At 43.7% G+C, this 21,289-nt stretch carries 21 protein-coding genes and 1 pseudogene; 18 read left to right on the forward strand and 4 right to left on the reverse strand.

Annotation, left to right across the window (positions count from 1 at the left end; genetic code table 11):
* The first annotated feature begins 79 nt into the window (after positions 1-79).
* Together ACKI5G_RS11455 and ACKI5G_RS11460 are read left to right on the forward strand one after the other, a co-directional pair.
* Positions 80-1,711: a glutamine synthetase gene (locus ACKI5G_RS11455; RefSeq protein WP_407400484.1), complete on the forward strand. Its 1,632-nt coding sequence runs from the start codon at positions 80-82 to the stop codon at positions 1,709-1,711.
* A gap of 160 nt (positions 1,712-1,871) precedes the next feature.
* On the forward strand, positions 1,872-2,462 hold the full coding sequence (locus ACKI5G_RS11460; RefSeq protein WP_407400485.1) for a peptidoglycan-binding protein: 591 nt from the start codon (positions 1,872-1,874) through the stop codon (positions 2,460-2,462).
* 45 nt (positions 2,463-2,507) lie between these two features.
* Here ACKI5G_RS11460 and ACKI5G_RS11465 read toward each other — a convergent pair whose 3' ends face one another.
* Entirely contained in the window at positions 2,508-3,578 is a 1,071-nt protein-coding gene (locus ACKI5G_RS11465) for a GGDEF domain-containing protein (protein ID WP_407400487.1), read from the reverse strand.
* 245 nt (positions 3,579-3,823) lie between these two features.
* Here ACKI5G_RS11465 and ACKI5G_RS11470 point away from each other — a divergent pair, with 245 nt between their 5' ends.
* Together ACKI5G_RS11470 and ACKI5G_RS11475 are read left to right on the forward strand one after the other, a co-directional pair.
* A complete protein-coding gene (locus ACKI5G_RS11470) occupies positions 3,824-4,216 on the forward strand; it encodes a hypothetical protein (protein ID WP_407400489.1) in 393 nt (130 codons plus the stop codon).
* 142 nt (positions 4,217-4,358) lie between these two features.
* Positions 4,359-6,425, forward strand: a complete 2,067-nt coding sequence (locus ACKI5G_RS11475; protein ID WP_407400491.1) for a response regulator — start codon at positions 4,359-4,361, stop codon at positions 6,423-6,425.
* Between the two features lie 47 nt (positions 6,426-6,472).
* Here ACKI5G_RS11475 and ACKI5G_RS11480 read toward each other — a convergent pair whose 3' ends face one another.
* Genes ACKI5G_RS11480 through ACKI5G_RS11490 form a run of 3 tightly spaced genes read right to left on the reverse strand, consistent with a single transcriptional unit; the run spans position 6,473 to position 7,862 of the window.
* Positions 6,473-6,646: a type II toxin-antitoxin system Phd/YefM family antitoxin gene (locus tag ACKI5G_RS11480; protein WP_407400493.1), complete on the reverse strand. Its 174-nt coding sequence runs from the start codon at positions 6,644-6,646 to the stop codon at positions 6,473-6,475.
* 15 nt (positions 6,647-6,661) lie between these two features.
* A complete protein-coding gene (locus ACKI5G_RS11485; protein WP_407400495.1) occupies positions 6,662-6,892 on the reverse strand; it encodes a hypothetical protein in 231 nt (76 codons plus the stop codon).
* 16 nt (positions 6,893-6,908) lie between these two features.
* Positions 6,909-7,862: a magnesium transporter CorA family protein gene (locus ACKI5G_RS11490; protein ID WP_287450099.1), complete on the reverse strand. Its 954-nt coding sequence runs from the start codon at positions 7,860-7,862 to the stop codon at positions 6,909-6,911.
* A 337-nt stretch (positions 7,863-8,199) separates the two neighbouring features.
* Between ACKI5G_RS11490 and ACKI5G_RS11495 the strand changes: the two genes are divergently transcribed.
* The 14 genes and pseudogenes from ACKI5G_RS11495 to ACKI5G_RS11560 all read left to right on the forward strand — a co-directional run.
* Entirely contained in the window at positions 8,200-8,907 is a 708-nt protein-coding gene (locus tag ACKI5G_RS11495; protein ID WP_407400497.1) for a TVP38/TMEM64 family protein, read from the forward strand.
* An 8-nt stretch (positions 8,908-8,915) separates the two neighbouring features.
* A complete protein-coding gene (locus ACKI5G_RS11500) occupies positions 8,916-10,028 on the forward strand; it encodes an acyltransferase family protein (RefSeq protein ID WP_407400499.1) in 1,113 nt (370 codons plus the stop codon).
* 92 nt (positions 10,029-10,120) lie between these two features.
* Positions 10,121-10,381, forward strand: a complete 261-nt coding sequence (locus ACKI5G_RS11505; protein ID WP_407400501.1) for a DUF4321 domain-containing protein — start codon at positions 10,121-10,123, stop codon at positions 10,379-10,381.
* 10 nt (positions 10,382-10,391) lie between these two features.
* The gene (locus ACKI5G_RS11510) at positions 10,392-10,979 is read left to right on the forward strand and encodes a Maf family protein (RefSeq protein WP_407400518.1); all 588 of its coding nucleotides are present in this window, start codon (positions 10,392-10,394) and stop codon (positions 10,977-10,979) included.
* On the forward strand, positions 10,951-11,637 hold the full coding sequence (gene radC, locus ACKI5G_RS11515; protein WP_407400503.1) for a DNA repair protein RadC: 687 nt from the start codon (positions 10,951-10,953) through the stop codon (positions 11,635-11,637). Before ACKI5G_RS11510 ends, radC begins: the two co-directional genes overlap by 29 nt.
* A 101-nt stretch (positions 11,638-11,738) precedes the next feature.
* Complete coding sequence (locus ACKI5G_RS11520) at positions 11,739-12,776, forward strand: rod shape-determining protein (protein WP_027396376.1); 1,038 nt, start codon at positions 11,739-11,741, stop codon at positions 12,774-12,776.
* Between the two features lies 1 nt (position 12,777).
* Positions 12,778-13,713: a rod shape-determining protein MreC gene (mreC, locus tag ACKI5G_RS11525; RefSeq protein ID WP_407400505.1), complete on the forward strand. Its 936-nt coding sequence runs from the start codon at positions 12,778-12,780 to the stop codon at positions 13,711-13,713.
* On the forward strand, positions 13,710-14,204 hold the full coding sequence (mreD, locus tag ACKI5G_RS11530) for a rod shape-determining protein MreD (protein ID WP_407400507.1): 495 nt from the start codon (positions 13,710-13,712) through the stop codon (positions 14,202-14,204). Before mreC ends, mreD begins: the two co-directional genes overlap by 4 nt.
* Before the next feature lie 20 nt (positions 14,205-14,224).
* Positions 14,225-16,168 carry a penicillin-binding protein 2 gene (gene mrdA / locus ACKI5G_RS11535; protein WP_407400509.1) on the forward strand — a complete coding sequence of 648 codons (1,944 nt, stop codon included), beginning with the start codon at positions 14,225-14,227 and terminating at the stop codon, positions 16,166-16,168.
* Between the two features lie 48 nt (positions 16,169-16,216).
* Positions 16,217-16,864: a septum site-determining protein MinC gene (gene minC, locus ACKI5G_RS11540; protein ID WP_407400511.1), complete on the forward strand. Its 648-nt coding sequence runs from the start codon at positions 16,217-16,219 to the stop codon at positions 16,862-16,864.
* Positions 16,865-16,875: 11 nt separating this feature from the next.
* Positions 16,876-17,673 carry a septum site-determining protein MinD gene (gene minD, locus ACKI5G_RS11545; RefSeq protein WP_407400513.1) on the forward strand — a complete coding sequence of 266 codons (798 nt, stop codon included), beginning with the start codon at positions 16,876-16,878 and terminating at the stop codon, positions 17,671-17,673.
* 19 nt (positions 17,674-17,692) lie between these two features.
* Positions 17,693-17,953, forward strand: a complete 261-nt coding sequence (gene minE / locus ACKI5G_RS11550) for a cell division topological specificity factor MinE (RefSeq protein ID WP_039207110.1) — start codon at positions 17,693-17,695, stop codon at positions 17,951-17,953.
* A 216-nt stretch (positions 17,954-18,169) separates the two neighbouring features.
* Positions 18,170-19,279 carry a rod shape-determining protein RodA gene (gene rodA / locus ACKI5G_RS11555; protein WP_407400516.1) on the forward strand — a complete coding sequence of 370 codons (1,110 nt, stop codon included), beginning with the start codon at positions 18,170-18,172 and terminating at the stop codon, positions 19,277-19,279.
* A 35-nt stretch (positions 19,280-19,314) separates the two neighbouring features.
* Positions 19,315-21,289: pseudogene (locus ACKI5G_RS11560) on the forward strand (TIGR03960 family B12-binding radical SAM protein); the annotation flags it as partial.

Here is a 21,289-nt window from a genome sequence, read left to right on the forward strand (position 1 = left end):
CGCTTGGCCTCCGACTTAGACTGATGGTTCTTCCGTAGTTCTTTCCGGCATTGCAACCTTGAATAATGCCAAGGTTGATATGCCAATTGATCCTAGCGTAAATTGGTTCGTTGACTACAATTTTGAAAATTACGATGAGAAAACTGGCCTTCCGGTAGGTACTCTCCGTATTCCGGCTTTCCTGATTCATGAGGGCAGACGCGTAGATTCCCGTTCAGTTTTGGCTGATACACTGACCTTTGTAAAGAAGGAGCTGCTGGATATTTTCCACAAGCATCCAAAGGTTTCCGGCTTGGAGCACATTGATTGCAGCAAGATTAAGGATATCAGCTTTACTTCTGCCACTGAGCTGGAGTTTTGGGTAAAGACTCCTCTTTCCCATGTACATGTTGATGAAATGTTTGCCTCCCAGGTTATGCAGGAGCAGTATTGGCAGAGAACTCATGGTATCGTTCGTACTGCTTTGGAGCAGACTGTAAAGCGTCTTGATGATTATGGTCTTAACGTCGAGATGGGTCACAAGGAAGTAGGCGGTATCAAGGCTCAGATGGATAAGGGCGGCAATATGACTTCTGTTTGTGAACAGATTGAGGTTGACTGGCGTTTTGATGACGCCCTTCAGGCAGCTGATAACGAGCTGTTGGCCCGTACCATTATTAAGCAAACCTTCCGCCTTAATGGCTTGGAGGTTAGCTTTAAAGCAAAGCCAATGATTGGTGTTGCAGGTAACGGTGAGCATACCCATATCGGCCTGGCCGCAATTATGGAGGATGGTTCCTTCGTAAATCTCTTTGCACCAAAGGAAATGACTGTTGATTTCATGAGTGCTGTTGGTTATGGTGCTATCATGGGTCTTCTGAAGAACTATGAGGTTATTAATCCTTTTGTATCTGCCACTAATGATTCTCTTAATCGCTTAAAGCCAGGCTTTGAGGCACCTGTATGTATCGTTACTTCCCTGGGCCATACTCCTGAGGTTCCATCCCGTAACCGTACTATTTTGGCTGGTCTGGTTCGCGATGTCACCAATCCGGCAGCTACCCGTTTTGAGCTTCGTGCCTGCAACCCATATACTGATACTTATCTGGTACTGTCTGCTATTTACTCTGCAGTCCTTGATGGCGTCCGTTATTCTATTACCAAGACCACCAAGGAGCTACTGGCTGAGCTTTCCAAGGAGGCCGGCGAAGAGGCAGGATATCTGGAAAAAGATAGAGCATATCGTTCTGAGGAGGATGTATTTGAGGACTATACTGCAGATGAGCGCAACAGACTCTTTGGTGCACCACCTGCAACTGTATGGGACAATCTTTCTGCTCTTGACAAGTACACCGATAAGCGCGAGGCCATTACCTCCTCTGGTGCTTTTACTGATGCAATTATCGAGGCCTTCAAGGAGGGTGCCCTTACCCGTTGGAAGACTGAGCTGATTGCCCGCATTATTCCTGAGAATCGTGATATTGTCCGTGCAGCCAAGGAGATTAAGTCCGAGTATGTTACTGACCAGGATGCTTATAACTGGAACAAGATTAATGAGCTCCGTTACTATTTGGCAAAAGACAGCATTGATGAGAAGTCCCTTTTCACCCTGTTGATTAATGCTCTTAACGAGGGCGATTATGAAATGGCTTCCGGACTGCAGGTAGAAATGTACGATCGCGTCGAGGAGCTTAAGTCTCTCTACGATGCTTATGTAAAAAATATAATCTAATAGTCCTTTACCACCTTAATGACCCCCATATTATGAAGATTATTCTTCGGTATGGGGGTCATACTTATTGGAAAGCCTCGAATTGTCTGAAAATTTGACGCAATTATAAGGAATATGATAAAATAAGTCTATGTTTTAATTGAAAAAGAGAGGTGATTTTTTGAGATTTGGCAAGCTGAGTATTTGTACATTGATTTGTGCAATGGTTATGATGTTTTGTGCTTCAGCTCTGGCATCCGGTATTTTAGTCAAGGAAGGCTCAACTGGCGCAGATGTGGTAACAGTACAAGCATTGTTAAAAGAAAAAGGTTTTTTCTCTGGTGAAGAAGATGGTGTTTGTGGACCGGAAACAGTGAAGGCGATTAAAGCATTTCAGAAATCTGAAGGGCTGGTAGTGGATGGTATTTGTGGTCCGCAGACCTATAGACGTTTGGACCCTTATGCTCAGGAAAGAGATATTGAACGGGGCATTGAAGGGGGAAGGGCTGTGTTTGTTCACGCGACGGCATACAGTCCTGAGGAAACCAGCGGCGTAACAGCATTGGGTACCGCGGTAAGAAAGGGAATTATAGCCTCGGATCCAAGTGTTATTCCGATGGGGACCAAGGTATATATCCCTGGTTATGGTGAGGCTGTGGCCGAGGATTGTGGTGGAAGCATAGTTGGTAACATTATCGATATTGCATTTGATACCCACGCAGAAGCCATGGCGTTTGGGAGACAGGATATTGAGATTTATATTTTAGAATAAAAAATGCGGCCCTTGTAGGGTCGCATTTTTTTGTTCTAAAGTATATCAGCGATTGCTGTTTTTGTTGATGTACATCATGGTATCTGCATTATGTATAATATCGGCTACTTCATTTTCGGTATTAAAGATTTCATAGCCAACTGATACAGTAGGAAGACTAGGTTCCTTGCGGCGAAGCTCATTCAAAAGAGCATTAAAGCGTTTATTTAGCTTAATGACAGTTGACTCGCTGTGGAAGCTGTTTTTGTTTAGAATCACACAGAACTCGTCTCCGCCTATACGGTAGCATAATCCTTTGGAAATGTAGCAGCGTATAATTGCTTTGGAAATCTTTTTCAATACCGTATCACCATAGGCATGTCCGTAAGTATCATTGACACTCTTAAATTTGTCTATATCAAAGATTATAACAGCAGTACGATAGTTCAGCTTAGTAAGATGGTTCTCGTAAGAACGGCGGTTTAATAGTCTGGTCAGGCCATCACTTTGAACCACCAATTCAATGTAGTAAATATAAAACAGAACGCAACAGGTGGTTACAGATAGCCAGGCTGTTTTTACATCGCCATTCATAGTGTTGGCAACAATACCAATAAACAGGGAGCTGAAAGCCGCAATAAGAGAACTGAGATTGCGGTTTTGGTATTTTCGTGAGAAATAGTAGGCTTCGAAGAACATTATTGCAATGGCTGAAGTATAGCAGAGGACATATATGAAGTAATACTCACCACGGCAATAATGATTTCCCTCATCAATGTAGTAGATAGCACCGGTCCATATGGAAGAAAATTCTATCAATGCATGTAGCAGCAGGAACATGATTACAATACGGCGATGCTTTATATTGCCTATGGCATATACCCACAATACCACCAGGGTGGGGGCCAAACTGAATTCTATGGCACTGAACAGAGTATGAAGCCATATAGGGAATAGCGGTTTACCATCGGAGAAATATGTAAGCCATTCCAAAAAAGAAACAAAAATAATGATGGCAAAACTAATGCAAAACCCTTTTCGTGCATTATCCGTAACTATATTTGAATTGTTGATGTGTACAATCATTATTATGCTAAGCACAACAGTAATAAGTACAACAGTTGAATAAAAAGACATTTTGACACTCCTAAAAAACAATCCTTGAGTATTATATCATGAAACAGTAAATAATAATAGAAGTAAGTATAAGGTCCCAAAGAAAAAATTAAAAAATTTTTCTATACGAAAATAGGCATTATATAGTATAATACTTAAAAAAATATGTAAAGTTTTGTAAATCTTTTAATTTGATGTTTGTAAATTGATTATATAACTTTTGTACGTTGTATCATTATTCTGCTGATAAGAAAGCGAGTGATTGTATGTATACTTATTTACAGGAGGTTCATCATGATATAGAACTTCTCCCATTTGCCAGTATTTCAGATGCTGTTCGCGATAATTATGATGTACGGTCTATAGGTAATGCTGTTCCCAAGAGTTTTTTACGTCGCCTGTTGGTACTTCTTGAGGATGACAAGGGACATGTGTATTATGCCCAAAAGCCTGAAACTATTTATATGATTAACCGGGTTTATGGGTGCAAACAGGAGATATTGGATATTTTTGCCAAGATAGATAAGCTGTTGGAAAATAATCCAGGTGTAATTGTGACGATTGGTGATAATGAGTATGTTATGAGCCGGACTATGCCTAAACGTATTCCTATTCCTCGGGAGAAAATGAAACGTATTACTATCGACGATATTTTATGAGAAGGATAGAGCCCCTTTTACGGGCTCTTTTTTTTAATCATGTGTTATTTTTCCTTGACTATATGGAGAAATTTTAGGAAAATATAGTATAAGAGTAAAACTATGTTTTAATTTACATTAGTTTAGGGGAGGCATTTGCCTTATGGGAGTTGCGGAAAAGGTATCTGCTCTTGATACATGCTTAAAAGAATACTTGTGGCGGTTTACCGAGGGAAAGGATAATGCTGAGTCCCATAACAGGGAGCTGTTAAAAGCTCTCCGGGAAAGTATGGGCTGTGGTCTTGCTTTTGTGATGACCAGGAATTCGGCTGATGACAGTATTTCAGTTGCAGAGGTGAGCTTTGAGGCTGGTGATGACAAGCTGTGTGGTGCTAAGTTTGACGTTGACAGCCAGGAAGCCCAAAATCTCATCCAGGTTCTGGATGAAAATTCCATTGGTACTGAAGGCCTGTCTTTTTTGGGAGAGAATTTTAACAATTCTGTCCTGTATTATGCTGTTGTGGTTATGGATGAGCTATGGGGCCTTGTTGGTGTTATGGATATTCATAATCAGAAACATATTTGGTCCGATGAGGATAAAAAGTCCCTTTCCAAGGTAGGTAAGGTTTTCGCCCTTCAGATCGAAAATGTTCATCTGAAGGATGCTTTGCTTCGTACTGAAAATGCCAATAAGGCAAAGCAGCAATTCCTGTCCGATATGTCCCATGATATCCGCACTCCAATGAATGCAATTATCGGCTTTGCAACTTTGGCTGGAAGCCATCTGCAGGAATTTGAGAGGGTTCAGGCCTATCTGGATAAGATTACTGCTTCCAGTAAACACCTTCTTAGTTTGTTTAATGATGTACTTGATATCACCCGTATCGAGGATGGACGGGTTCATTTGGAGGAGCTGCCACAGTCCTTGGGTGATATGATGAATGATATAAAGAATATCATTCAGGATCAGGCGGCTGCTAAGGAAATATCATTTTTAATGGAAACCTCCGGTGTGATTCATGAGCGGATTTTCTGCGATCGGTTGCGGTTCAATCAGGTGCTTTTGAATCTCATCAGTAATGCTGTCAAATATAGTAACCAGGGTGGTAATGTAACCGTTACTATCAGTGAGGTTCCTTCCCAGAAGGAAGGCTATGTATCCATTGATTTTGAGATTAGAGATAATGGTATTGGTATGAGTCCGGAGTTTGTGGAGCATATCTTTGAACCTTTTGAGCGCGAAAACAATACTACCAGTAATGTGGTTCAGGGTACTGGCTTGGGTATGGCTATTACCAAGAATATCATTGATCTTATGGGTGGCGACATCGTTATTAACAGCACCCAGGGAGAAGGGACTCAAGTACTGCTGCATCTGGATATGAAGCTGCAAAAAGATGTCTATGTTGACGGTGAAGTGGAGCGGCTGCCGGAGGTTGTGGGCAAGAGGGCACTTATCGTCGTTGATTCCGATGATACATGTCAAAGTCTTACGGGCATTCTTGAAAAGCTGGGTTCCAAGGTTGAAAATACAATGTCCGTGGATAAAGCATTGCTCCTTGCTGAGCAGGAGAAATACGATGCTTACTTTATCAGCTGGCGCATAGAGGATAAGGTTAGCGGCCTTGATGTGGTAAAGAAGCTGCGTCAGATTGTGGGAAACGATGTGCCAATATTACTCTTAACTGATGGTATGTATTCCGGTGTTGAGGAAGCAGCATACAGTTCCGGGGTTTCTGCATTTATTGAAAAGCCGCTTTTCATATCGGATGTGAAGAAAAATATTAAGAGTGCCATGAACATTCATGACGCTGAAACTGAGGAGCGTTCCATTGCCCAGGAAGAATTTATGGGTAGACGTATCCTGCTGGCAGAGGATAATAAGATGAATCAGGAGATTGCCATCACCATACTTGAGGAGGCAGGCTTCTTTGTTGATTTGGCAGAAAATGGAGAAATGGCAGTAACCAAGGTTACCAACCATCCGCCAAAGCATTATGATATAATCCTCATGGACATTCAGATGCCTATTATGGACGGCTATGAGGCCACCCGTAGGATTCGCGCCATGGAGGAGGAAGGCAAGAAGGATGTGCCTATAATTGCCATGACAGCGGATGCCTTCTTTGAGGATCGTCAGGCAGCTTTGGCCTGTGGTATGAATGAGCATCTTGCGAAACCAGTGGATGTGGAAAGGTTATTTGCCATTCTGAAGTCTCTGCTCGTTTAAGATTAGGCTCTAAATATTGATAATAAAAAATAGACTGCTTTGGCAGTCTATTTTTGCTTTTCATATAGCTTTTTCTGTATTTCGTTATAGGCATCCATTGACATAACCACCAGATTTTTGTCATTGGAGCGTTGCACGAAAATTGTTTCTTTTTCATCGGTAGCCTTGTCGGCATAGATGGTAAATTCCTTCAAAAAATCAGATGATGGAACAGCAATCATATATACTCCCCCTTATTAGCATGAGGTTTTTCCAAGGCGTGGATGGCTGGTAGGCCGCAGGCTTCTGTGACGAATGGTCTTTATGGCTTCATTAAGGTCCATATCATCTCTGGCAGCCTCGTACTCATATACGCACATGGGATGCTCCACGCCAAGCTCGCTGGCAGGCATATAGACGAATTCTGCAGTTTCATTGTCACCGAAGATTACGCCAGCCCTAAGCTGTGATTCAGTCATTGTGGCCATGGTGAACCTCCCTTATTTAAAACATATCCCGTTTCCATAGCAGATAGCCACAGATAACTACCAATACACCGGCGATACCGAAGATATAGCTGAAAGCCCAAGTGCTTTCTGACATTGGCACAGGCACATTCATGCCGAAGAAACTGGAAATAACAGTTGGTATTGCCAACAAAATGGTGACAGCAGCCAAAAATTTCATGACCTGATTCAGGTTGTTGGAAATAATAGAGGAGAAGGTATCTGCCAGACGGGCAAGAATTTTGCTGTACATCTCAACCATTTCCTTGGCCTGTTTATTTTCGATGATAACGTCCTCCAGCAAATCCTCGTCCTCCTCGTAATATTTAAGCATAGGCTGCATGGTGGAGTTAGTCCTGAGGCGCATGAGCTTGTCCAGCACCGCACCGTTGGATCTCAGGGAGGCGTTAAAGAATGTCAGTGATTTTTGTAATTCCAAAAGCTTTAGGATTTCCTGATTTCTCATGGAATGACGCAGATTGCGTTCAATCTCATCGGACTGCTTACTTATCTGACGCAGATAGCTGAGGTAGAAGGTGGCGGACCGATAAAGAATCTGAAACAGGAATCTGGTTTTTTTGAATGTACGAAAGAAGCGGGCATTCTTTTCGTTGAAGTAGGAAAGCACAGGGGTTTCTTCCAGACATACTGTAATAATATATTCTTCAGTGACGATAATGGCCAAAGGCAGAGTATCGTAGCCGCCTTCCTCCCGAATAACAGGGACATTGGTCAAAATCATGACACTGTCGTCCTCAATATCAATATGGGAGCGTTCCTCATCATCAAGAGCTGAACGGAGAAAATCAGGCTCAACCTCGGTAAGATTGCCTACAACCTTCAGCTCGTATGGTGTAGGGGCAACAATATTAATCCAGGCACCGTTTTCCAAAGTTTTCAGGCTTAACTCAGTGAGAGGACCATTCTCGTGTGATTTGTAAATTTTGAGCATTATGGCACTCCTTTCCATTTGAAAGAGACCACAAGCCCTTGTAGATTGTTGCTATTTTATAAAATAATGGCAGGAGAAAAGGGATACGGTCTCAGTATTTTTTATTAATTCACCCGGGGGTTCCGGACTAGGATAATCTGTATCCATTTTTCCTCACCAACTTTTCATTTTATTTTGAATCTTATGATATATATTTAATATATTTAAAGACCATTAAAATATTACTACCATAGCAGGTTTTCGTCAATGGTTTGCTTTATAAGAATATTTTGCTGGTAGCAAAATTTGAACAATAGCGTTATAATAAATCGGTTGAGTTATGTTTAGGAGGTATTTTATGCAAAAGAAACGTTCTGCATCTACTATAAAGATAGGTGCAGTGTTAATCATGCTGGTTTTGTTTTTGATAATATACCTGATTAATCCCGCCTTCTTTAATGAACTGTGGGGAGTATGTCTCAGTGGTGATATGAAGCAGGTGGCAGATTATATAAATTCCTTTGGCCCCTGGGCCATGGTGTTCAGCTTTCTGTTGGTGCTGTGCGTCAACGCCATTGGATTTCCACCGGCAATTATTTTTTCTTCGGCCAATGCCTTGATTTTTGGTATAGTACCGGGAATTATTCTGGCCTGGCTGGCTGAAACAGTAGGTGTGGTTATCAGCTTTTTATTACTGAGATTTTTATTTCGGGATGTGGCAGAGGAGGTTATTGCCAAGCATTCCTATCTAAAGAAAATAGATGATATGAGCGGCAGGGAGGGCTTTAAAATAATGCTTATTGCCCGTCTGGTGCCATATCTTCCGTCAGGTTTGCTTAATGCAGTGGGAGCTTTAAGCAAAATGAGCCTAAAGGATTATACCCTGGCGGCCCTTATCGGCAAGCTGCCATCCACTGCCATTGAGGCAATGATCGGTCATGATGCAGTAACTGCCAGTGAAAATCCATATCGTCTGGTGTTTAATATTGTGCTGGCTGTTGTGGTGGTAGGCTCTTTTCTCATTTATGAAAAGCGCAAGAAAAAACAGCAGAATGTTGAGGAATGATACGAGTTATGAAAAGAATATTTTTTCTGGATAATTTAAAGGCATTTATTATTTGCCTGATGATAGTGTTTCATATAGCCATGAGCTATATGCAGTATGCTCCTGAATGGTGGTATGCGGTGGATAAAAGTGATCCACAGATGTCCTTTACTGTATTTGTAGTCTGGGCGGATATTTTTATAATGCCGGTTATGTTTTTTATCTCTGGTTATTTTGGTATCATGTCCCTTTCGCGACAACCGGCAAAAAAGTTTTGGACATCAAAGCTGATGAGGATTGTAATTCCTTGGATACTGGGAGTTCTTATTCTTTCACCGGCTGTTACATATCTGATCTTTTTGACCAGACATGTGCCACTTCCTTTTATGGAATTTTTGAATAAGGTGTTTTTCTTCGGACCTCTTTTTTCCCACACCCAGTATTGGTTTTTGGGGACTCTGTTTTATCTCTATATCCTTCTGTTTGCTGTGGCAAAAATCAAACCGGTTATTAAAGAAAAACTCACGCCTGCTGCTCCGGGGAAGGTGTTCTTTTTGACAATCGCTATACTGTCATACACCCTGACAGTAGGAGCCTATTATCTGGTGGGGGGCAATAACGACAACTGGTCAAAGGTATGGCCAATTTTACTTTATCAGCCAACAAGGATTTCCCTTTATGTCATATATTTCTTTGCCGGCGTTTATGCCTGGAGAAAGCAGTGGTTTACGGAAAAGGGGTTCAGACTGGATCCTACGGCCTGGATACCAGCCTTTATTTTTACGGGAGTATTTTATACTGGATATGCCTTATTCGGACAGCTGACCGCTTCTCCTGTTACATTTATGGTGATTAAGTCAGCCCTTCATAGCCTGTTTACCATGGCCTCAGTATTTGGCCTGCTGGCATTGTTTCAGACAAAGCTGGACTATACTAATGGCGTTTTAAAGGCAGTCAGTGATAATTCCTATACCATGTACTATGCCCACATGGGATTGGTTATGCTGGTAGTATGGGCACTTATGGGAGTGGCCCTGCCGGTGTATGTAAAATATATTTTGGCATGTATATTTGGGTTGGCGGTTACCTATGTGGTAGGTAGAATATTGATGTTTTTGCCTTTTTTCGCCATTAAGAAATAAGGTGGCAGGGCCTTTGAAAAATCTTGATTTTGCTTCGTATTACTCTGTATAATTATTAGCGGAGAATTGTGTAATGGAGGTTTATTAACATAATGAAAAGAAGCTATGGCACGTTAATTGTGTTTGTAATAATTGGTGCTATTCTTGGCGGCATTATTGGAGATTTGCTGACAGGAGTGGATGCCTTGGCCAGCGTAATGCCATATCTGGTTCATACATATCCAGTGCTGGACATGACACCGGCCACCTTGAATCTATATGTGATCAAGCTGACTGTGGGATTGTCTTTTACACCAAACCTTATGAGTATTTTAGGTATGGTTATTGCAATTATTTTGTTCCGCCGTTATTAAGAGGTGCATGATGATAATATTGGCGTCAGCATCTCCCCGCAGGCGGGAGCTTTTGGAGCAAATCGGCTGTAAGTTTGAGGTTATAACAAGCGATGCCGATGAAATAAAAGATGCCGGTCTGGAGCCTCACCAGCTGGTAGTACAAAACGCGCATTTAAAGGCTGCAGCTGTGGCAGCTGAGCATCCGGAATATCCGGTGCTGGGCTCAGATACTGTTGTAAGCCTTGATGGACATATATATGGTAAGCCTCGGGATAAGGAGCATGCCAGAGAAATGCTTAAAACTTTTTCCGGAAGAACCCACCAGGTTATAACTGGTATCGTTCTTGCATGGAAGGGTAAGTTCTGGCAGGCATGGGAAACGACAGAGGTTGTGTTTTCTCCTTTATCCGCAGATCAGATTGATGCTTACATAGCCACTGGAGAGCCGGCTGACAAGGCCGGAGCCTATGCCATTCAGGGTAGGGCGGCTGTGTTTGTAGACGGAATCAGAGGTTCTTACTCCAATGTCGTAGGTTTGCCGCTCCATTGTCTTGATGGTCTTGCCCGGAAAGCGGGGATTGATTTATATGACAATGGTGAAGGATCTTCCAGTTGATGACCGTCCACGGGAGAGGCTTATGGCCTATGGCCCGGGAATTCTCAGCAACGCTGAGCTTCTGGCAATATTGCTAGGAAGTGGATCCAAGGAAAAGTCGGCAATGCAGTTGGCTCAGGATATTTTGAGCCAGCATCGTGAGAGTGGGGTATCGGCTCTGGCTACAATGTCTGTAGAAGAGCTGATGGAGTACAAGGGTATTGGCTCAGCCAAGGCCACTTTATTGGCTGCGGCGGTGGAGCTTGGAAAGAGACTGGGTTTAAATACCACAGCACAAAAACCCGTTGTGCGTTGTCCCGCTGATGCGGCGGATTATGCAATGCCCAGGCTGCGGTTTCAGCAGCGGGAGCATTTTGCTATCATACTGTTGAATATCAAACATCATATTTTGTCCATGCCAATTATATCCATAGGCAGTCTGACGGCTTCGGTGGTTCATCCACGGGAGGTGTTTAAGGCTGCTGTCCAAAATTCTGCAGCAGCTATGATACTGGTTCATAACCATCCCAGTGGAGATCCTTCTCCAAGCAGGGAGGATCTGAATATTACAAGACAGTTAATGGAGGCTGGAAAGCTAATGGATATACCGGTACTAGATCATATTGTCCTGGGAGATAATAAATATATTTCCCTTAAAGAGGAAGGTATGATACAATGACATGTGGCTCATTATTTTTGGGCCCAATTTTAAGAAACAATATATAGGCCTTGGAATTATTCGAAATGCCTACCAGTTATATTGAAGGGAGTTATTTATTTATGTGGAGTTTATTCGGTGGTTTATCCCATGATATGGGGATTGATTTAGGTACTGCAAACACTTTGGTACACGTTAAGGGCAAGGGTATTGTTCTTCGTGAGCCATCTGTTGTTGCTATAAAGAGTGATAGTGGTGAGGTACTGGCAGTAGGTGATGATGCCAAGCGTATGCTGGGCCGTACTCCAGGCAGCATCATCGCAATTCGTCCTATGAAGGATGGTGTTATTGCTGATTTTGATGTAACTCAGGCTATGCTGAAATATTTTATCCGTAAGGCAATGAATACCAAGTCTTTTGTTCGCCCTCGCGTTGTTGTAGGCGTTCCTTCCGGTGTTACCGAGGTTGAGAAGCGTGCAGTAATCGATGCTGCCCAGCAGGCTGGTGCCCGTGAAGCATATTTGATTGAGGAGCCTATGGCTGCGGCTATTGGTGCAGGCCTCCCGGTTGAGGAAGCTACTGGCTCCATGGTAGTTGATATCGGTGGTGGTACTACTGAAATCGCTGTAATTTCCCTTGGTGGTATTGTAACCAGCTGCTCTATCCGTATCGGCGGTGACGAGATGGATTCTGCGATTATACAGTACATCAAGCGCGTATATAATCTGATGATTGGTGAGCGTACTGCTGAAGAAATCAAGATTACTATTGGCTCTGCTATCGTAAATCCAAATGCTGACAAGACCATGGACATTCGTGGCCGTGATTTGGTAAGCGGTCTTCCTAAGAATCTTACCATCAGAGCAAGTGAGATTCGTGACGCTCTCAGCGAGCCTGTATACAAGATTATTGATGCTGTAAAGGGTACTTTGGAGAAGACTCCACCTGAGTTGGCAGCAGACGTAATGGATCATGGTATTATGATGACCGGCGGCGGTGCTCTCCTCAGTAATCTGGACAAGCTCCTTAGCAATGAAACCGGTATGCCGGTATTGGTGTCCGAGGACGCTCTTTCCTGTGTTGGTGAGGGTACTGGCCGTTCTTTGGAGAACATTGAGCTCCTGAAGCGTGTTGTTATGACTACAAAGAAGTTGAGATAAGATGAGCAGGATTAGACGGGATAATAATGCACGGAAGACAACCTGGATGCTCGTGGTGGTAGCTCTAAGTATCTTTGTGATTATTTTTTTCGCTGCCCGTGGCCGTATGGTACCTGTTTTGACCAGTCCTGCTGTGGTTACGGCCTTGGCTCCGTTTCAGCGGGCCATTTCCTGGGCTGAATCCCAGGTCAACGGTGTGGCTACAACTGTATGGGAAGTTGCAACTGTATACTATCAGAACAAGGAGCTTCGTGAAGAGGTTATTGCCCTTCGCCAGCAAAATATTCAGGCATATGAATATGCAGCTGAAAATATGCGTCTAAGGGAAATGCTCAATTACAAGGCTACAGCGGTTCAATTCGATTTGCTGCCGGCCAAGGTTATTGGACGGGAGTCTTCCACTTGGACCAGCATGATTGTAATTAATCGCGGTTCCTCTGATGGTATAACAAAAAATATGCCCGTGGTAACAGAAAAGGGCCTTGTAGGTGTGATTACCGAGGTATCTCCAAATGCTTCCAAGGTTCAGTTAATTCTTGATCCACGCTCATCTGTGGGTACTTTGGTGCAGCGTCCGGAGTCCAGGGTTGCCGGTATTGTTCAAGGTAATCCAAGTGACCCTATGCTTCCTCAGATGATTAACATTCCTCGCAATTCAGATGTAATTGAGGGGGATGTTATTGTTACCTCAGGCTTCGGCGGTGTTTATCCAAAGGGATTGCTTATAGGCTCTGTAGCCAATATTCAGAATGATGATGGTGGCCTTTTGGAGATTGCTTATCTTTACACAGCTGTAGATTTCCAAAAGCTTGAGGATGTACTTATCATTACAGCCTCCCGTGAAGCACCACCAGAGCCTTTGACTGCTCCTAAACAGACCCCTGGGACGGAGACTGACAAGGACGGCAATCCAATAGGTGGGGATGGAAACCAATGAAGAATTTTCTGGCCTGGCTATTATTTGTATTAGTAGTTTATGCATTTCAGTCCGCTTTTATGCCATTAGTGTATTTTTATGGTATAGGGCCGGATTTAATATTATTGATGACCAGCTCCATAGGCTTCCTCAATGGGAAAAAAGTAGGCAGCTTCGCTGGTTTTTTGCTGGGTCTTTTTGAAGATCTGGCTACAGGGACATTTTTTGGATTAAATGCCTTTACCAAGCTGATTGTAGGTTATGTATGCGGTGTTTTCTCCACCAGGGTGCTAAAGGACAGCTTTGGTCTGCCCGTTACGGCATCCGTCCTGAATACGGCGGCAGTATTCCTCATGACAGAGGCCATAATGCTGCTGTTGGGGTACCGGTTTAATATATTTACACATCTTTATACTAAGCTGGGACCGCTTCTTTGTTACAATTTAGTGTTTGCTTGGCCGATACATTGTGCCGTAAGATGGCTGCATAAGAAAACAGCAGATAAGAAATAACGAGTGTGGGAGTTTTTTGAGTGAACACAAACACAAATAATATAGAGTTTGGCGGCCGCCTGCGGGTAATTGGCTATATTATTGTGCTGGTTATTGCAGTGCTGATAGGCCGTATTGGTTATTTGCAGCTATATGATGGGGACTATTATGCAAGTCTTGCAGATGGTAACCGCATTCGTATTGTACCTGCAGTAGCTCCCCGTGGCACATTTTATGACAGAAATGGCAATATGCTGGTCACTAACAGACCTGGCTTTGCAGTGTCTTTGCTGCCATTAACGGAGCCCATTTCTGATGAGGTTATAAATCGCCTGTCAGAGCTTCTAAAGGTTCCCAAGGGGACTATAAATGAGAAGATTGATGCCCATATTGGCTTTGATCCTATTCGCATAAAGACAGATGTAGGTCCTGAGATTCTCAGTATTATAGCTGAGCAGAAGGACCTTTATCCCGGAGTAGTGGTGGAGGTTCTGCCAATTCGGGAATACATATATAAGGAACAGGCTGTTCACGTATTTGGCTATGTTAGTGAGATTAACGACGCCGAACTGGAGGCCAAAAAGGATTCTCCTCACAAATACAAGATGGGGGATATTATTGGCAAGGCCGGTTTGGAACGGGTTTATGATTTGGAGCTGCGTGGTGAAGACGGTGGCGAGCAGGTGGAGGTAGATGTTACTGGTAAGCCTGTGGAAATCCTTGGCAAGAAAAATCCTATTCCGGGTTCTGATCTCTATCTGACCATTGACAAGGACATTCAGGCAGCAGCAGAAAAGGCTGTGGATGAACAGCTGGTGGCCGTAGGTGCCAAAGCGGCTGCTGTGGTGGTTATGAATCCACAGACCGGTGAAGTGCTGGCTATGGTCAGCCGCCCTTCCTTTGACCCTAATTTGTTTGTAGGTGGTATTTCTTCAAAAAATTGGAATGCCATTAATAATAATCCAAATCATCCAATGGACAATAAGGCTATTACCGGTGAATATCCACCGGGATCAACCTTTAAAATTGTTACTGGTACTGCGGCTCTTGCAGAGCATGTGGTTACTCCGGAGGAAAAGATTTTTGACTCTGGTAAGCATTGGATAGTAGATAAGGGAAATGCAGACGGAGAGGCCCTTGGCTATATCAACTTTGAGGAGGCCATGGCCCACTCTGATAATGTTTATTTCTATGAGATGGGTAACCGTCTCGGTATTGACCGACTGGAAAAATATGCCAGAATGTTTGGCCTGGGACAGCCGACAGGTGTAAATCTTGAGTTTGAGGCTGAGGGACTTGTGGCGTCACAGGAATACAAGCGCAAGGTCTTTGATGAAGACTGGTATTTGGCAGAAACCTTTGATGCTGCCATCGGACAGGGATTTAATAATGTTACACCTATTCAGGCGGCTATGGTAATGGGCGAAATCGCTGCTGATGGTAAACGCTATAAACCATATCTGGTTGACAGAATTGTGGATACAGATGGTAAAACCGTAAAGAAGTTTAAGCCAGAAGTCGTAGGACAGCTGGATGTGGATCCTCATTATATCAATTTGGTTCAGCAGGGGCTAAAGGGCGTTACTAAATATGGTACTGCGGCCTCCGTTTTCAGGGGCTTCCCTATAGAGATAGCTGGTAAAACTGGTACAGCCGAGAATCCTCATGGCCGTGATCACGGTTGGTTTGTGGCCTATGGACCATTTGATAATCCAAATGTCGTAGTGGCAGTTATCGTGGAGCAGGGCGGTTATGGCGCGGCTTCAGCGGTGCCAATCGGCAGAAAGATTCTGGAGGCTGCCTTCAATATTCCGGACCCTGCCAAACAGGCGGAGCTGGAACGGCAGAGGAAACAGGCAGAGCAGGCCCAGAAGAACAAGCAGAATAATTCTAATTCCAATAAAAAGGCTCAGGAGCAGCCAGCTGTTGTAAATAATGCCCCAGTGGCAGGCAAGGGATATGGTGCTGCAAACGGCAAGAAATAAAGTTGTTATATAATCATTTTATCTTAATATAAGATAGGTGGGGAGAATATGAGCAGGGATTTGGTAACCATAAAGGGGGGCAAGGATGGCTTCCGTTTATTGGTGGATAGTTCAGCCAGCATGGAGGAAATCAAAGCCGAAATTAAAAAGAAGCTGGATGAAAAACCAGGCTTTTTTCCGGAGGGGACCAAGTTTGAGCTGGAGGTAGCTGACTTGGACCGCTCCGTTAAGAAGGGGATTAATCAAATATTAAGTCAGCATGGCTTGGGAGTGGAGTTGTCCGTCAAGAAGGATCCGCCACCAGCATCAGCTGAACAATCACAGATGCCACCTCAGTATGTTATTCAGCATGATGGCAATGTGGAAGCCCAGGAAATGACTGTGGTGGAGCACACTGTTCGTGGCGGTGAGGAGGTCACCAGCCAGGGCTCTGTATTGGTTATGGGAAATGTGAATCCCGGTGCTCAGATTATTGCCGGGGGCAGTATAGATGTGCGGGGGACCTGCCGGGGCATGGTTCACGCAGGTGCCTGGGGAGATATCAGTGCCGTGGTTATTGCTGACAGGCTTATGCCAACGCAGATTCGTATAGCCAACATGATCGCCCGTTCTCCTGATATTATGGAGAAAAGTGATTTTGCGGAACGGGCATCCATTAAAGATGGACAGATTATTATTGAACCGATAGAAAGGTAGGATTTATAAGAATGAGTGAGGTTATTGTTGTTACTTCCGGTAAGGGTGGTGTAGGTAAGTCAACCACCACTGCAAACCTTGGTGTGGGTCTGGCTATGCGTGGCAAGAAGGTCGTTCTGATTGATACCGATACCGGTCTCCGCAATTTGGATTTGCTTCTTGGTCTTGAAAATCGAATTATGTACGATTTGATTGACGTGGTTGAGGGCCGTGTGGAGATTAAGAAGGCTTTGGTACGTCACAAGAAATACGAAAATCTGCAGCTTTTGCCTACTTCTCAGGTAAAGGACAAGTCCGCAGTAAATCCTGCTGATCTGATGGCTCTTTGTGATGAGCTTCGCAAGGAATATGATTTTGTAATAATTGACTGTCCGGCAGGTATTGAACAGGGCTTCCAGACTGCAATTGCCGGTGCGGATACTGCTATTGTAGTTACCATGCCAGAGGTTTCCGCTGTTCGTGATGCGGATAAGATTATTGGTGAGCTGGGCCGCTCTGAAAAGGATAATATTAAACTCATTATTAACAGAATCAGACCTGCTATGGTAGATAGTGGCGAGATGATGGATATGGATGATATTAATGATATACTTGCCATCAAGTGCATTGGTCAGGTTCCAGATGATATTAAGGTTGTAACCTCCGCTAATCGTGGTGAACCAGTTGTTGGCGAGAGCGACTCTCAGGCTGGCAAGGCTTATGAGAATATTGTGGGACGTCTCCTGGGTGAAGATATCCCGTTCATGGAATTTGAAAAGGAAGGCTTCTTTAAGAAATTGATGAAGGCTTTCAAACTTTCCAAAGACTGATATTGAGGGGGACTTGTAGATGCTTGATTCATTAAAGCGTATCTTTGGTAATGAGAAATCCGGCAAGGTGGCTAAGAAGCGCCTGCAGATGGTTCTCATTCAGGACAGAGCCAGCGTGTCGCCAGAGGTTATGGCAAAGCTGAGGGATGATATTATTCAGGTAATATCCAAGTACATGGTTATCGATAAGACTGACATGGAAATCTCTCTGGAGAATGTTGATGATTCTGTAGCACTGGTAGCCAACATTCCGGTACAAAATATGAGACATCATAAATAAGAAATACGAAACAGCTGCATACCAGCGCAATAGTGTTCTTATGAAGAAGGGGCATCCATGATGTATTCCTTCCAAATATTTTAAAAGACGATGTAAGATACAGTGATGTTCCTTGGGGGGTGTCACTGTGTTTTTTATTATATTTGGTTGTTCTTTCCCATGGTTCGTGATAACATATAAAAGCTATACGAGAATTTAAATTTGGAGGAAGGATCCTTGATTTTAAATAAGAAATTCAGAAAAATAGATGTGGAGCTTATTGCCGGGGTGGCAGGTATAATCATTATGAGCCTTATCACCATTGGTAGTGCTACCCATATAAATACTCCATCTGAGGATAGATATTGGTATGTACTTAGGCAGGGAATATTTACTCTCCTGAATGTGGGGATTATATTTTTCTTTATGAACTTTGACTACAAGGCGTTGCAGGCTTATGGCAAGAAGCTATATATATTTAACATAATTATGCTGCTGGCCGTTATGTTTTTGGGACAGTCGGCTTTAGGTGCCCAGAGGTGGATTCAGCTGGGGCCAATATCCATTCAGCCATCTGAGTTTTCAAAGATAATCATGATTATCTGTATGGCCTCTGTTTTTCAGGATAAAATAGGGCAAATAAACAAGTGGTCGGATTTGCTGCCTTTGGCTGGCTATGTGGGGCTTCCTTTTTTACTGGTGCTAAAGCAGCCGGATTTAGGGACGTCTCTGGTATTTATGGCTATTTTTATTGGCATGATTTTTGCCTGTGGAGTTAATTTAAAGCTGCTGGCCTGGATGTTTGGGGCAGCGATGGCATGTGCTCCATTGATGTGGCATTTTGTGCTGAAGGAATATCAGAAAATGCGTATTATGGTATTTATGGACCCTAATGTTGATCCATTGGGATCGGGATATCATATTATTCAGTCGAAAATAGCTATAGGCTCCGGAATGTTATTTGGCAAGGGACTCTTTGCAGGTACTCAAAGTCAGCTTAACTTTTTGCCGGAGAACCACACGGACTTTATTTTTGCCGTAGTTGGAGAGGAATTGGGCTTTATCGGAGCGACTATTTTACTTCTCTTATATCTTGTGGTGCTATGGCGGGGAATTAAAATTGCCCAGCAGGCCCAGGATAGCTTTGGGATGCTGCTGGCTGTGGGTATTACCTCCATGCTGGCCTTCCATGTGCTGGTTAATGTGGGTATGACAGCTGGTATTATGCCGGTAACCGGTATTCCACTGCCATTTATGAGCTATGGTGTCAGTGCCCTTACCACCAATATGTTCGCTGTAGCCATCTTACTTAATATTTATCTGAGAAACCAAAAACTCCAATTTTAAGGTTTCTGTTTTGAATCAATAGAGGAGCTTGAGCAATGATTAAATTAGAACCTGAAATCCTGCAGGCCGTTGAAAAACCTGCCCGTTATACAGGTCATGAGTTAAATGCTGTACATAAGGACTGGGACGAGGTGGATTGTCACTTCGCCCTGGCCATGGCCGACACCTACGAGGTGGGCATGTCAAACCTTGGATTGAAAATCCTTTATGAGGTGTTGAATAATCGTCAGGATACTGCCTGTGAAAGAGTGTATGCTCCTTGGACCGACATGGAAGCAATCATGCGGGACAGAAGCATACCTTTATTTTCGTTGGAGAGCTTTAATGATATTAAGAAATTCGATTTTCTGGGTTTTACTCTCCAGTACGAAATGATTTATTCTAATATCCTTAACATGCTGGATTTGGCCGGGATTCCAGTTTGGGCAAAGGACCGCAGTGAGGGAGATCCTTTTATATTAGGCGGTGGCCCTACTGTTTATAATACGGAGCCTATTGCTGATTTTTTTGATTTCTTCATTTTGGGAGAAGGAGAAGAAATCATCTCTGAAGTGGCGGAAACCTTTGTTAAATGGAAAAAGGACGGAAAGCCAGGGGGAAGAAAAGGCTTTTTAAAGGAAGTCGCAAAGCTGGATGGTATTTATGTACCTTCTTTTTATGAGGTTAAATATAACGAAAAAGGGTATTTTTCCTCTATAGAACCAAAGGAGCCTGAGGCAAGGGCCAAGATTTATAAACGGGTTATTAAGGATTTGGACAGCGTTCATTTCGTGGAAAAGCCTGTAATGCCTTATATCGGAATAGTTCATGACAGAATTATGCTGGAGCTGTTTAGAGGCTGTACCCGTGGGTGCCGTTTCTGTCAGGCGGGTACTTCGTATCGTCCTATCCGTGAGAGAAGCCGCGAATATCTCCGGAAATTGGCCCGGAAACTGGTGGATTCCTCCGGTTATAACGAAATGTCCCTTACTTCCCTTAGCTCGGCAGATTATTCCTGTCTGGGAGAGCTGGTGGATGATTTGTTTTCTGATTTTGAGGGTGAGAAGGTAAGCTTTTCCTTGCCATCCTTGCGTATAGACAGCTTTTCCATTGATTTGGCCCATAAAATGCAGCAGGTGCGTAAAAGTGGTCTCACTTTTGCCCCGGAGGCTGGTACTCAGCGCCTTCGTGATGTAATTAACAAGGGCGTTACTGAGGAAAATCTTATGACTGCCGTTGAAGCAGCCTTTAAACAGGGCTGGAAGCAGGTGAAGCTGTACTTTATGATGGGCTTACCTACGGAAACTGATGAGGATATTGTAGGTATTGCCAGACTGGCGGAGAAGGTAGCCAGAAAATACAAGGAGGTAAAGGGCAAGTGGGGTGTTACTGTAACCATCAGTGTTTCCTGCTTTGTACCAAAGCCTCATACCCCTTTTCAGTGGTTTGGCCAGCTGCCAAAGGATGAATTTGAACGTCGTCAGCGCCTTTTGAAGGACAGCATTACTGAAAGAGCCGTAAAGTTTCATTACCATGATGCCAGAGTCAGCGTTCTTGAAGGAGCTATTTCCCGTGGTGACCGCCGTATTTCTCAGGTGATTTATCAGGCCTGGAGGGATGGAGCCAAATTTGATGGCTGGACCGATCTCTTTAAGGAAGATGTTTGGCACGAAGCCTTCAGAAAGTGCGGCGTCAATATGAAGGAATACAGTGAACGCCCCCGTGATTTTGATGAACCATTACCATGGGAGCATACTACCCCGGGAGTTTCCAAGGAATTCCTTAAGCGTGAATGGAACAAGGCCGTTGCAGAGCAGCTGACAGAGGACTGCCGCCGTGGTAAGTGCTCCGGCTGTGGGGTCTGCCCATCTCTTAAGGTGGATATTGTGGACTGGAAGCGCCAGGAAGGGGAGGTGAAGGCAAATGTATAAGTATCGTGCTCAGTTAACCAAAGGGGATGAAATCAGATATATATCCCACTTGGACTATGCGGGAGTTATGGAACGGGCCATTCGCCGTGCCAAGCTGCCG

It is taken from the genome of Anaerovibrio sp. (assembly GCF_045637405.1).
Taxonomy (GTDB): Bacteria; Bacillota; Negativicutes; order Selenomonadales; family Selenomonadaceae; genus Anaerovibrio.